Below are 13,114 nucleotides of genomic sequence, written 5' to 3'. Positions count from 1 at the left end.
TCACCAGACGGTATCCCGATCTTCGCACCAACCTCCTGGATCGCCTTCTTCGACGCTCCACGCGCAATCTCAATGTCGCTTTTAACTTCGGCCATGGATGCGTTCCCTCTTAGATGGGCTGTCCGGAACAGCGATAAAACCTGCGGGAAATGGCCGGTGCCATTCCAAAACAGGCGCAAGATGATGAGAAAGCGACAGGGATCGCCTGTCGCATCTGTCCTGGATCACCGGAATAACCGAAAACCGGATTCCACTTTTCGGTCCGATGCTCTAGCGATCCAGAATGGAGCGAAGTTCCACGATGTTGGAACGCACCTGCAACAGGTTGAATCCCATCGTCGCCAGATGCGAGGGGAAGAAGGCGCTGGACTCGTTGCCGTTGGAGATGATCCATGGCTGAACGTCGAGCGAAGCGCGCAACTGACCCTCCATGCGGGTCCACAGCGTGGTCAGATTGCGCTCGGCAATGACCGATGCAAAGTCTGAGCGGGCTGCAACCAGAACGCCATAATACGCATAAAGCTGGCCATAGGCGAACCAGAAGCGGTCATCGGCGCGTACATCAAACCAGCCGGCATCCGATGCTTCGATGCGCTGGCGCAGAATGTCCGAGGTCGAGCCGATGTCGCCGGCGATGCGGTCGAGGAACTGCATCAGATTGTCGGCGCGGGCATCGAAGGTCGACTGGCATTTTTGAAGGCTGTCGTTGAAATCGCGCAGATTTTTGATGGCCTCGCGATAGAGGCTGGGGGTCGGGCGGGTCGGGCCACGCCAGCCGATGTACCAGGCAGTTTCGCTCCATGCGAGGTTCGTGCGGGCATTCTGCAGATTCTGGTCGATCTGCGAAGTGCCGCGCACGCGGCCAAGAGTGTCGACAAGCTCCGTGGTGGTGCGGCGCATCACCTGATTGATGCCAAGCTGGAAGGCTGCCTTGTTGTCGAAGAAGGGTGTGTTGCGCCATTCGATGCCGAGCAGGCCGACCTTGGACAGCACCATGGACGAAATCCAGGCATTCTGGTTGACGTTGAAGTCGATCAGATCGGCCGAAGTGAGGGCAATCGCAGATGGTTTGCAGGTGGGCGCCGGCTCGCCGCCGACCGTCGCTGAAATCGCGGCCGGCGTGACCGGGTCGCCGGCACCGGCCGTGCCCCGGGTATCAACGAGAGCTGCCGGGTAATCCGGATTGAAGTTGGTCCAGAACTGGGTGACGTAGAAGAAGTAGCCATACATGGCCACGATGACGGCGACGATGCCGCCGAGCACGGCCTTCAGGATCAGGCTGCGTTGCAGATACCAGCGCCCGACCCACATGAACGGCCACAGGATGATGCCGATCACGAAGCCGACGCCACGTCCGATCCAATGGAATATCCGGGTGATGAAGTTCACGATCGGATCAAGCATGGCATTCTACCCCGCTGCGGTTCAGTCAGTCAGACCGTAGAGGCGGGCACGAAATGCCCGCTTGTCCTTCAGATATGCGGTTTTCAGGACATCCACAACATGAGCCCGCCAGTTCTGGCTGTAGGTCTCATACTCGGTGTAAAAGCCCTGCTTGTTGAAGACGTAGCGCGAGACGAAGTCCTGCGGCACGAAGTCCGAAATCAGCCTGTTCGTCAGCCACGCATCGGGATGGTCTGGCCGGGCCCGAACCACAAGGAAGCGCTGCCGGGGCGGCACCTCGTCGATGCGCAGCTGGCCAAGCTGGCGGATTTCACGCTTGGCGGCATTCAGGAACGGAAAATTTCCGTCGCTGTTGATGCGTGCAGCATTGTTGTGGATCCATGTCTGAAGCCAGACCTTGTCGACCTCGGACAGGTTTCGCTCCGGTTCCGCATCGCGGATCAGGCTGCGCACCACCATTTCGGCGCGGTGTTCGAGATAGCCGGACGCCTCTATCCATGAAGCGCGCGGCAGTTCGAGGCGTCCGGTTTCGGCAAGAAAGCGAAACACGCGATCTGCGTCGAAGATCGAGATATAGCTGACCTGCCATGGGCGCGAGCGCCGGAAACCGGGTGCGGACGGATCGCAGATGACAGTGGTCACATCGGGATCGATGAACACGTAGAGGCCGCCGAAATGGCTGGTCCAGTAGGCATTGTGGCGAAAGATGACCTGATCGGGAACCAGCGCGTTCTCACGGATGTCGCCGCAGATGCGCGCCAGTTCCACCATCCGTTCCAGCATGGCGTCGTCGCGCCAGGCGTCTGGTTCCTGCTTCAGGCGGTCGACAAGCGTGCCGAGCTCAGCCGCCTTGCCGAGAACGTCCTCTGCCGACAGCACCCGGAATTCGACCTGGCTGATCGACAGCAGGTCCTCGATGTCCTCGACGGTCGAAACCGAATCGTCGATCTCGCCATAGATCACATCCTTGATGGTCAGCGCGTTGATGGCCCGCTGGTTGCGGGTCATGAACTCGAACATCAGTTGCGATGTGTTTGAAAAGGCAGTGTGAACCACCGGCAGGTCGATCTGCGCCGGGGTGAGAATGATGAAGCGCCGGTTGACGCCGTTGGGATCGAGATAGGACAGGTCGCCCAATTCCTCCGCCACCTGCGGCGAGAAGCCGGTGCGGTCGATCTCGAAGGCCTGCAGGTCGGTGGGCGACAGGCCGAACGCCTTGAGCGCCTTGTTGTAGCGCTCGATCAGATGCGGTTCGTCCACCGTGAGCAGGCGGCCGTAAATAAGGGCGCTGTCGCGCAGCAGGGGAAACCGGGAGGGCATCAGGCAGCCGCCTTCCGAAGATGTGAAGGACGGCCCTCACGCATTCCACAGCCCCTGTTTCTTCAGATCTTCCATTTCGCGGGCGGCGCGTTCGCGCAGGCGGGCATCGCGCAGGAGTTTCTCCACCGCGGCATCGTCGGACTTGTCGGCGTAGCGGAATTCGGAATCGGCGTAGCGGTTGATCTCCTGCATCACCATGTCCATCGAGAACGGCCCGCGCAGTTCCTCGATCATGGCCTTCTTGTCGTCGTAGGGTTTGTGCATGAAGGTTTCGGGCTTTTCGAACCAGTCATCCGGCAGTTCGATGTCCATGGCGCGCATCTTGATGGCGTCCGTGACGTTCTTGATGGCGCGGCCGGTGAAGCGGGGCTCCGCCTCCTTGATGCGGTGCAGGTAGTCGCCGATGTCGGCCAGCGTCTTCGGTTCGCCGTTCTCCTTCACGTAGCGCTCATAGACCCGCGCAAGCCCGTCTTCCTGTGGCCGGGCATGGCTCTCATAGGCTTCAGAAACAGCGCGCTGGATTTCCTGCGCGGCGTAAAGCCGGTGATCGCCGAGCGGGATTTTATGATTCTTTCCAGCGAGTAGCACGAAGATGTCAATGTAGTCCTCGCGCGTCTGCGGCCCGTCCACCAGCCAGCGCGCGCCGGCCCGCTGGCGCAGCGCGTCGTCCACATTCTCGGGGTAGTTGGAAAACATGCCGAAGGCGCAATTGCCGCGCACGACCGTCGCCGCTCCCGCAAAGGCATCCATCAGCACGCCGGTGATTTCCTGCTGACCGGCCGAGGCGCGGTCGTCGGAGCGCTTTGCCGCCACCTGATCGATGTCGTCGATGGTGCCGAAGCCGATGGCGCGCGGGTCGAGCACGTTGTTGATGAACTGGCGGCAGTTCTGGCCCGACTTGCCCTGATAGGACGAGATCTGGTCGACGCCGAAATTCTCGTAGACGAAGGGGTAGCCGGCGATCTGGCAATAATCGTTGACGAGGCCGGCGATCATCTGGATCAGGGTCGTCTTGCCTGTGCCGGGCGCGCCGTCACCGATGAAGGTGAACAGGAAGCCGCCGAGTTCGACGAACGGATTGAGTTCGCGATCGAAGTCATAGGCCATCAGCATCTTCGCGAGCTTGACCGACTGGTACTTGGCGATGTGGTTGCCGACCACTTCCTCCGGCTTTTTAAAGCTCATGACCAGCGGCTTGCTGCGCTTGCCGGGCGCCACGTCGAAGCCGTCGAGTGTGAAGTCGTCGGCGTTGATGCGGATATGGCTGTTCTCGAAAGGCCCAAGGGCACCGTCCAGCCGGGTCTTGCGCTGCAGCAGGCCGTCGATGGCGACGCGCGCGAAAGAGCGGGCACGGGTCATCAAATCGGCATCGTCCTTCGCGCCTGTGAGCGCCCTGTCGAGACCGGAAACGATCGACTTTACCGCATCCTGCGGCGTGTCGAACAGGAAGTCGGGCTCGGCGATGTCGTTCGGTGCTTCGCCGTCGCTGTCGATCAGCTGGTAGAGATAGGCGGCGAAGCCGAAAGCGGCGATATAGGCGGACGACGACAGAAGCTTCCTGAAGCGCGCGGCCTCGTCGCCCTGCAGGGGCGAGCGGGCATTCTGCGCTTGCAGACCTTCGAGGTCGGTGCCCTGCGCAAACACTTCGGCAATGGCCAGCGCCACAGCAATTCCGCGCCGGGCGCGGTAGAGCAGGGTGTGCTGGGGAATGGACAGCAATTGATCGTCGGGATGGATCGCACCCACCGTCTTTGCCAGTTCCACCTCGCGCGTGCGGCGTACCGAGCCAGTCGAAACGGTGGAGACGAAGCGGCGGTTGGTGCCGGCCAGCGCCGTGCCAGCCTCGCGGGAAGGGTCCTCCAGCACGACGATGCGCGTGATGAAGCTATGCGCCGTGGCCCGGTGCTTCTCGATCGAGGCCTCGGGGATGGTGGTCAGGCCGGTGTCCATGGAGCCTCCGCTTGGCTGATTTCAGACATCGCTGATCACCTGCCCGTTGGACAGGATATGGACCTTGTAGCCCGCGAAAATCTTCTGTGTCTCGCCGGCGGCATAGAGGGCCTGGTAGGCCTCGTGCGGAACCAGCGCATGGTTTTCGTAAGCCGATACGCCCTGCCGCGTGGCTTCGAGATCGTCGGTGTCGATGTGGAATTCCTGCGTCGTCTTGGAACTGGAGAACAGCCCCCGACGGCCGGGCTTCTCGCCACTGGAAAACACTTCCTGTACGGTCCACGTCAGCAGCCAGGCGTTTTCCGGCTTGCGCACCCGCTCCAGCACCTCGTTGACGACCGAGTTGTTCTCGGTGATGCCGGCCGAATAGAACGGCCCCAGCACCACGCGCCGCAACTGCTTAGGGTGCAGCGTCTCGAAATCCTTGTCAAGATTGCTGGCGATGGTGATCGGCGACAGCGAATAGGCCGAATTGCGCTCGGTGAAGTCGTCGAACCTGTGCGCCAGTTCAGGGTTGAGTAGGCCATCGACCGGCAGGGGGATTTCCACCTTGGTGTTCAGCTTGCGGTCGTTGTCGACGAGCTGGCGCACGATGGTTTCGGACGAATCCTCCACCGTCGCCATATAGACCAGCGGCAGGTTGGCGGCGCCGTCGAAGCTGGCCCAGTGGACGAGGTAATAAGGCAGGCCCGATTTCGGGTTGACCGAAACCTTGACGGTCTGGGCGAGCGAGAAGGGGCCGAAGGTTTCTTCATCCCCGACGCCTTCGAGATAGAGGCGCTCGGCCATGGAGCGCTGAAGCGCGGCGGGGAATTCCTTGTTGCGCAGGATGAAATCGGCCATTTCCCGCCGCAGCTCATCCGTCTGTGGGATGGTGGCGAGGCGCGCCTCGGCTTGGCGGCGGTCGTTTTCCAGTTCCAGCACGTTCTGGAAGACGGGAAATCCGCTTTCGGCGCGCGAGATGCGGAAGCTGTCCTGAAAGTCCAGCCGGTTGCGCCAGCAGGAAAAGGATTTTTCCAGCCGCGAAATATATTCGGCAACTATGGAAGCGACGATGTCGTGGCGGTAGAGCGGCGAGCGGTCGTCGCGCAGGAACACTTCCAGCCCGTTCAGCGCCGCCGCAATGGAGGAGAAATAGCGCTCTGCGGCATCGGATTCGGCGTTCATGTAAGGCTCTGTTCTATGCCTTCACCCCGGCCTATGCCTTCACATAGTCCGCGGCATTGTGCTTGCGCAGCACGTCGTCGAAGCGGCGCGCGAAGGCGTCGTCGGCCAGCTTCTTGCGGCGCTGGATGTCGGCTGTCGCCACCATGTTCTTCTCGTGCAGTTCGAGCAGGTCGCCGATGTGCTTCTGTGCGGCCGCACCGATCCCGGCCATCGTCTCTTCTGCCGTGGTGTCGACACGCGAGCCCAGCGTGTTGATCTTGTGGGCGACGTCCTGCTGGGCGGCGGTCTTCAGCGAATCCTCCAGCGCCTTGTAGAGCACGATGCGCTGCTCGGTATCGATGGTCAGCTTGTTGATGAGCGTCGATTGCGCGGCGATCTGGTTGTTGAGCGAATCCACGAAGGTCTGGAACATGGACGTATAGCGTTCCAGCGTCTGGCTCTCTGCCAGCAGTTCCTGCTCCTTCGCCTGCCGCTCATTGTATTCGGTGGCCAGCTTCGAGCGCTCGCCTTCCAGCTCCGTGCGTTCGCTCTGGCTGGTGGACGCGGCGATGCGGTTTTCGATGTCGAGCAGCAGCGGGTTCAGTTCCTCGATGCGCTTTTGCGTGGCGGTGAGGTTCTCGATGGTCGCCTTGCGGCGCTCGATCACCGTGGAAAGGCTCGCCTCTGAGGTCTTGTAGCGCTGGTCGAGCACGTCCTTCTGCGCCTTGAGGATGCCGACGATGGTGTCGGACTTGGTCAGCAGTTCCTGAAGATTGCCGGCGAGCGACATGTTGCGCACGCGCTCGGAACGCAGCCGCTGCTGGCGCTGGCGCGAGAAGATGCCGATGAACTTTTCCCATGCCGAATAGTTCTTCATGCTCTCGAACTCGGTGCCGAAGACGTTGGTGGCGTCCTCCAGCCCGATGATGAGATCGGCAATGTTGGCTTCCATCACCTTCTGCTGGTTCAGAACGTCCTGAATGCGGGCGTTCTCGATGTCGAAATTGGCGTCGCCGATGGTCTTGTCGGCCTTGGCCAACGTTTCCAGCACGGAACCGGACTGCTCGATGCGCGAGCGCATGTCCTCGACGGCCTGCTTGGTCTTCGCAATTTCGGCGTCGAAATTCTGCAGCGTCGCCATCGGGTTCTCCACGGTTCAGGACAGGTTCGCGTTCTGCGAGCGGCGAATATAGGCAGGGCCCAGCTTCATGGAAAGGCGCAAGCGATATGCGTCAACGGAAAAACGCAGGATTGGCGCGCGTATCGCGGGCTGCGAAAACGAAAACGCCCGCCTGCGGCATGCGCAAGGCGGGCGAAAAACGAACAGGACCAAAGCATATCGCTATCTTTCAGGATAGCTCCTTGACACTCCAGGTTCTTGTTTTACGCATGTCGCTGTCCCGAAACAGGTTCCCGTTTTCGGGTGGCATGCCCTAAGCTCAGGAAGCGGCGGGTGCGGCCGGCCGTGCCGGACGAGCCGGCATGCGCGGCTTCTTCACCGGCCCGGCGATCAGCCCCTCACGAATGGCAAGCTTGCGAGCTGCCTTGCGCGTCCGGCGGACGGCTTCAGCCTTTTCACGGCCGCGGCGCTCGGAAGGCTTCTCATAGGCGCGGCGCGCCTTCATTTCGCGAAAGATGCCTTCGCGCTGCAATTTCTTCTTCAGGACCCGCAGAGCCTGATCGACATTGTTATCACGGACAAGTACCTGCAATGAACTTCCTTCTTTCTGTTGATATGAAAACGGATGGGATACGAAACGGTTCGGCTGGCCCGGAGGCAGCGGAAAATCCCGGCGAATTGCCTCTATATAGGATAAAATCCGAAATTGTGTACTTTTTCGCCGGTTTATTATCGGTTGTGTGGAAAGTGCCCGCAAATGGCTGCCGTTTCCACTGCCTGCGCGCGATATGTCGTGGATCGGCAAGTCCGCGGCGCCTGAGAGACCGTGTCGCCGGTTGAAAGGAAATGAGAATAATGTTTGGCTTAAAACAACTCATAACCCCGCGGGCCTCCGGCACCGCCAAAGAGCCAGAATGGGAGAAAAAGATGCCCAGCTTCAAAACAATAGCCATGTCGCTCGTCTTCACGGCAGCGGCAGGCGGCGCAGCCTTCGCGGCCGAGCCGGCCAGTTGCAAGGCCGTGCGTTTCGCCGATGTCGGCTGGACCGACATCACCGCGACCACCGCAACGGCTTCGGTGATTCTGGAGGCGCTCGGCTATCAGCCTGACGTGCAGGTGCTTTCGGTGCCGGTGACTTATGCCTCGCTCAGCGCCAAGGACATCGACGTCTTCCTCGGCAACTGGATGCCGACGATGGAAGCCGACATCAAGCCTTATCAGGAAAACGGCACGGTCGACACCGTGGGGACCAATCTGGAAGGGGCGAAGTACACGCTGGCCGTGCCGGCCTACACCTATGAAGCCGGGCTGAAGAGCTTTCAGGATATCGCGAAGTTCAAGGACAAGCTCGGCAACAAGATTTACGGCATCGAGGCCGGTAACGACGGCAACCGCGTCGTGCTCGACATGATTTCGGCGAACAAGTTCGATACCGCGGGTTTAGAGCTGGTGGAAAGCTCCGAGGCCGGCATGCTGGCCGCCGTGCAGAAGGCCGTGGGCTCGAAGCAGGATATCGTGTTCCTCGGCTGGGAACCGCATCCCATGAACGCGAACATCGACATGAAGTATCTTGAGGGTGGCGACGACGTGTTCGGCCCCAATTACGGCGGTGCCACGGTTCTCACCAATGTGCGCGCCGGCTACACCACCGAATGCCCGAACATGGGGGCGTTCCTGAAGAACCTCGTCTTCTCCCTGCCGATGGAGAACGAGATCATGGGCGCGATCCTCAATGACAATGCCGAGCCGAAAGCTGCTGCAACGGCGTGGCTGAAAGCCAACCCCGATGCCATCACGCCGTGGCTGCAGGGCGTGACCACTTTCGACGGCGGCGATGCAGATGCTGCCGTGAAATCAGCACTGGGCCTTTGACGATCCGCGAATAACGGAACTGACGCAAATGGTGGGCGGCTGCAATTGCTGCCCACCGTCGACGTAACAAAAAACGAAGAGCGGGGAGCACCATGGATCCTGTCTCGGCGTTCATCGCCAGCTTCAAGATCCCCGTCGGACAGTGGGGCAGGTCGTTCTTCACCTTTCTGACTACCCATTTCGAGTGGCTGTTCGATGCGATCGCCGACGGGGTGACGTGGGTTCTCCAGAGCCTCATCGGCATGCTCCTGTGGTTCCCTCCCGTGGTCGTGGTGCTCTTGATCGCGGCGCTTGCCTGGTGGTTGCAACGCTCCTGGAAACTGGCGCTCGCCGTGGCACTGGGCTTTGGCTTCATCATCAATCAGGGGCTTTGGAAGGATACGGTCGAGACGCTCGTGCTGGTGGTCAGCGCGACCGCCGCCTCCATGGCCATCGGCGTGCCGATCGGCATCTGGGCCGCGCATAACGAACGCGGCTACCGCATCCTCCAGCCGATCCTCGACCTGATGCAGACAATGCCGACATTCGTCTATCTCATTCCGGTCCTCATCCTGTTCGGCCTCGGCATTGCGCCGGGGATGATCGTGACGGTGATCTTCGCATGTCCGGCTCCCATCCGCCTCACCCATCTCGGCATCACCTCCGTGCCCCGGCCGATGATCGAGGCGGGCGAGGCCTTCGGCGCCACCAAACGCCAGCTTCTGTGGAAGGTGGAGCTTCCGGCGGCGCTGCCCACCATCATGGCCGGCCTTACCCAATGCATCATGCTGTCGCTGTCGATGGTGGTGATCGCGGCGCTGATCGGCGCCAACGGCCTCGGCAAGCCGGTGGTGCGGGCGCTGAACTCGGTCAACATCCCGCTCGGGCTTGAAGCCGGCCTCGCCATCGTCATCGTAGCCATCATCCTCGACCGGATGAGCCGCGTCAGGGCAGGAGCCGCACGATGACGGTCGCCGTCGAATTTCGCAATGTCGACATCGTGTTCGGCAAGGACACTGCGCGCGCCCTCGACATGATCGACAAGGGAGCGACGCGGGACGAGGTGCTGGCCAGCACCGGGGCGGTAATTGGCTGCGCGGGCGCCAGCCTCGCCGTCAGCGAAGGCGACATATCCGTGCTGATGGGACTTTCGGGCTCCGGCAAATCCACGCTGCTGCGGGCCGTCAACCGCCTGAACGTCGTCAGCCGCGGCGAGGTTCTGGTGCGCGACGGCAACGACATGATCGATGTCGTCAACTGCAACGACGCGACGCTGCGCCACCTGCGCCAGAAAAAAGTCGCCATGGTGTTCCAGCAATTCGGCCTGCTTCCCTGGCGCACGGTGGAGGAGAATGTCGGCTTCGGGCTGGAGCTTGCCGGGGTGCCGGAGGCGGAGCGCCGCGAGCGCGTTGCGCGCCAGCTCAAGCTGGTCGGCCTCCAGCAATGGGCCGGCAAATATGCGCATGAGCTTTCAGGCGGCATGCAGCAGCGGGTCGGGCTGGCGCGCGCCTTCGCCACCGAAGCGCCGATCCTGCTGATGGACGAGCCATTCTCGGCGCTTGATCCGCTCATCCGCACCAAGTTGCAGGACGAATTGCTCCAACTCCAGAGTGAACTGAAGAAGACGATCATCTTCGTGTCGCACGATCTTGAAGAGGCGCTGAAGATCGGCACCACCATCACGATCATGGAGGGTGGCCACATCATCCAGACTGGCACGCCCGAGGATATCGTTCTCAAGCCGCAGAACGACTATGTGCGCGACTTCATCGCGAACGTGAATCCGCTGTCGGTGCTGACGGCATGGAACGTGATGCGCATGAAGCACGAGCTCGATCACGACGCCGACGGCTGGGTGTGGCTCGACCGCCGCGCCACGACGCGCTTCCGGCTCGATGCCAACGATCTGGTCGTCGCCGCAGAACGCAACGGCCAGCCGGCGGACTGGGTGTCCTGCGAAGATGTGGAAAAGCTGCCGGAAGATTGCTCGCAGGTGTTCTGGGCGACACCCGGCACGCCGCTGAAGACGGTGATGCTGGCCATGCAGCGCTCGCAGACGGCCCCGGTTGCCTTGTTCGACGAACAGTCGCGCTTCGTGGGCTCCATTGGCATCCGCGATGTGCTGACGGCGGTTCTCAGGCGGTAAAGTATTTTGCAGTCAGACGGTATCGTCTGACGTCGCACAAACGCGGCCTGCTGTCCCGGCGCAACGAAAGCGCTTGTCACTCCGCCCGTTGGGGATCAGCGCCCTTCGCGATACCACATGCCGCCAAGCGCCAGCAGAAGCAGGCCGAGGCCGAGGAAACCGCCGAACAAGGGCACGCTGCTGACGGATTTCAGCACGCTGTCTTCCGTGTTGCGCAGGCCGATCCAGTCATTGCCGGATGCCTGCGCGGAGGGGCGCACCGGCACCACCGAGGGCAGGTCGACGCCCGCCGGATCGGAGCCCGCCAGCCGGCGCACGCTGCCGCCGACCGCTTCGGCCACCGGCTTCAGCTTGTCGGGCGTTGAGAGCACATCGGTAAATTCCGGCGAATTCACCGGACCGACATGGGCGAGGGTGGACAGGTCGCCATTGGCGACCTGATAGAGGCCGATTTCGCCGGTCTCGAGGCTGCCGGTGAAGATGCCCGGTTCGGACTGGGAGAGCCGCACATCGACCGTCTTGCCCGATGGGGTCGTCACCTGCACGGGGCCGGGTTCCTCACTCATCGTCTGGCGGCGGATGTCCAGCACCATGCCGCGCCCGTCCGCGGTCAGCCTTTCCTCCTCAAGTTCCGGCTCCTTCATCAGCCAGTGGGCGAGGCGCCGGTAGAGCTGCACATGCGGGCCGCCGCCCTCGTAGCCGCGCGCCCACAGCCAGCCCTGATCGGACAAAAGCATGCCGACGCGGCCTTCGCCCTTGCGGTCGAGCAGGAGCAGCGGCTGCTCGTCCGCCCCCTTCATGACCACCTCGCCCTGCGGGTTCTCGATGCGCACGGTGCGGAACCAGCGGCCCCAGCGTGGCGGCTCGCTGGCCGAGCCGTCGAGCCCGCGCGTCACCGGATGGCGCTGGCCGAGTTCGGTCAGGCGCGGGTAGAAAGCCTTGTCGATGACGTCCCCGGTCGGCATGGCGGGCAGGGCGGACATCAGCGGCGTGTTGGCGATGGTGCTGTAGCCGGCATATTCGGGGCCGGCCGCGATCAGCAGGGCGCCGCCGTTTTCGACATATTCGGCGATGTAATCGTAATAGAGAACCGGCAGCACGTCGCGGTGCTGGTAGCGGTCGAAGATGATGAGATCGAATTCGTTGATCTTTTCGACGAACAGCTCGCGCGTCGGGAAGGCGATCAGCGACAATTCGTGGATCGGCGTCGCATCCTGCTTTTCCGGCGGGCGCAGAATGGTGAAGTGGACGAGATCCACCGAGGCGTCCGACTTCAGCAGGTTGCGCCAGGTGCGCTCGCCCGCATGGGGCTCGCCCGACACCAGCAGCACGCGCAGGTTCTCGCGGATGCCGTCCACCAGCGCAATGGTGCGGTTGTTGGTGTCGGTGAGTTCGCCGTCCTCCACGGGGATGGACAGCTCGATGATGTTGCGGCCGGCATTAGGGACGATGATCTGCAGGGGCATTTCGCGACCGACCTGCGCCTGCGTGACGCCTGCCTGCCTGCCGTTGATGGCGACGTTGACATCGACCGTGCCCTGCTTTCCGTCGGTGGCGAGGACCCGGTAGGTCATGTCGAGCGGCTTGCCGACGAGGCCGAAGCGCGGGGCCTTCTCGAAGCGGATGCGGCGATCCTTCTCGCCCTCATGGCCGGTGATCAGGGCATGGAGCGGCGCGTCGAAATCGGGCGCGGTGGCGGGCACGTCATGCACCTGACCGTCGGTGATCATCACGGCACCGGCGATGCGGGAGTTGGGCACGTCGCGGAATGCGTTCTGCAACGCCGAGAAAAGCCGCGTTTCGGTGCGGTCGCCGGCAACAGTGTCGCTGCGGCCCGTCTCGACGACGCGCACATCGAACTGGCCGAAACGGGCGAGGCGCTCCTTCATGCCGGCAAGGGCAGCTTCGGCCTGCTGTTCGCGCTCGCCGATGGACTGGCTCTGGCTGCGGTCGACAACGAGTGCGACGACGCTTTGCAGGGGCTCGCGCTCCTCATCCAGCAGCACCGGGTTGAGCAGGGCGGCGGCGAGCGCAGCCAGCGCAATGGCGCGCATGACCGCGCCGCGCTGGCGCAGGAACAGGCCGGCAAGCGCCAGCAGGGTCAGCGGAATGAACACGGCCGCCAGAAGGGGCCATGAAAGCAGCGGCTCAAAGGAAAGCGACCAGTTGTTCATGCG

At 62.2% G+C, this 13,114-nt stretch carries 10 protein-coding genes; 3 read left to right on the top strand and 7 right to left on the bottom strand.

What is annotated here, in order from left to right; translation table 11 throughout:
- Positions 1–270 precede the first annotated feature (270 nt).
- The 6 genes from HNR59_RS19080 to rpsU all read right to left on the bottom strand — a co-directional run bounded on the left by HNR59_RS19080 (position 271) and on the right by rpsU (position 7,532).
- Entirely contained in the window at positions 271–1,404 is a 1,134-nt protein-coding gene (locus tag HNR59_RS19080; RefSeq protein ID WP_183832631.1) for a DUF2333 family protein, read from the bottom strand.
- A 21-nt stretch (positions 1,405–1,425) separates the two neighbouring features.
- Positions 1,426–2,724 carry a DUF6638 family protein gene (locus HNR59_RS19075; protein WP_183832630.1) on the bottom strand — a complete coding sequence of 433 codons (1,299 nt, stop codon included), beginning with the start codon at positions 2,722–2,724 and terminating at the stop codon, positions 1,426–1,428.
- A 36-nt stretch (positions 2,725–2,760) separates the two neighbouring features.
- Positions 2,761–4,674, bottom strand: coding sequence for an AAA family ATPase (locus tag HNR59_RS19070; protein WP_183832629.1), 1,914 nt, complete (start codon positions 4,672–4,674; stop codon positions 2,761–2,763).
- A gap of 21 nt (positions 4,675–4,695) precedes the next feature.
- Positions 4,696–5,841, bottom strand: a complete 1,146-nt coding sequence (locus HNR59_RS19065) for a hypothetical protein (protein ID WP_183832628.1) — start codon at positions 5,839–5,841, stop codon at positions 4,696–4,698.
- A gap of 31 nt (positions 5,842–5,872) precedes the next feature.
- The gene (locus tag HNR59_RS19060; protein ID WP_183832627.1) at positions 5,873–6,961 is read right to left on the bottom strand and encodes a hypothetical protein; all 1,089 of its coding nucleotides are present in this window, start codon (positions 6,959–6,961) and stop codon (positions 5,873–5,875) included.
- A 298-nt stretch (positions 6,962–7,259) separates the two neighbouring features.
- Positions 7,260–7,532 (bottom strand): 30S ribosomal protein S21, encoded by a 273-nt coding sequence (rpsU, locus tag HNR59_RS19055; RefSeq protein WP_183832648.1) that lies wholly within the window; start codon positions 7,530–7,532, stop codon positions 7,260–7,262.
- 335 nt (positions 7,533–7,867) lie between these two features.
- On the opposite strand from rpsU, the gene HNR59_RS19050 reads away from it, so the two are divergent.
- The 3 genes from HNR59_RS19050 to choV all read left to right on the top strand — a co-directional run bounded on the left by HNR59_RS19050 (position 7,868) and on the right by choV (position 10,937).
- Positions 7,868–8,812 carry a choline ABC transporter substrate-binding protein gene (locus tag HNR59_RS19050; RefSeq protein WP_210307444.1) on the top strand — a complete coding sequence of 315 codons (945 nt, stop codon included), beginning with the start codon at positions 7,868–7,870 and terminating at the stop codon, positions 8,810–8,812.
- Between the two features lie 92 nt (positions 8,813–8,904).
- Positions 8,905–9,759: a choline ABC transporter permease subunit gene (gene choW / locus HNR59_RS19045; RefSeq protein ID WP_183832626.1), complete on the top strand. Its 855-nt coding sequence runs from the start codon at positions 8,905–8,907 to the stop codon at positions 9,757–9,759.
- On the top strand, positions 9,756–10,937 hold the full coding sequence (choV, locus tag HNR59_RS19040; RefSeq protein WP_183832625.1) for a choline ABC transporter ATP-binding protein: 1,182 nt from the start codon (positions 9,756–9,758) through the stop codon (positions 10,935–10,937). Before choW ends, choV begins: the two co-directional genes overlap by 4 nt.
- 95 nt (positions 10,938–11,032) lie before the next feature.
- On the opposite strand, the gene HNR59_RS19035 is transcribed toward choV, so the two are convergent.
- Complete coding sequence (locus HNR59_RS19035) at positions 11,033–13,111, bottom strand: hypothetical protein (protein WP_183832624.1); 2,079 nt, start codon at positions 13,109–13,111, stop codon at positions 11,033–11,035.
- Between the last annotated feature and the right edge of the window lie 3 nt (positions 13,112–13,114).

The organism is Aquamicrobium lusatiense (assembly GCF_014201615.1).
Taxonomy (GTDB): domain Bacteria; phylum Pseudomonadota; class Alphaproteobacteria; order Rhizobiales; family Rhizobiaceae; genus Mesorhizobium; species Mesorhizobium lusatiense.
Note: the sequence above shows the minus strand (reverse complement) of the source record. Positions and strands in the feature narration are given on the sequence as shown.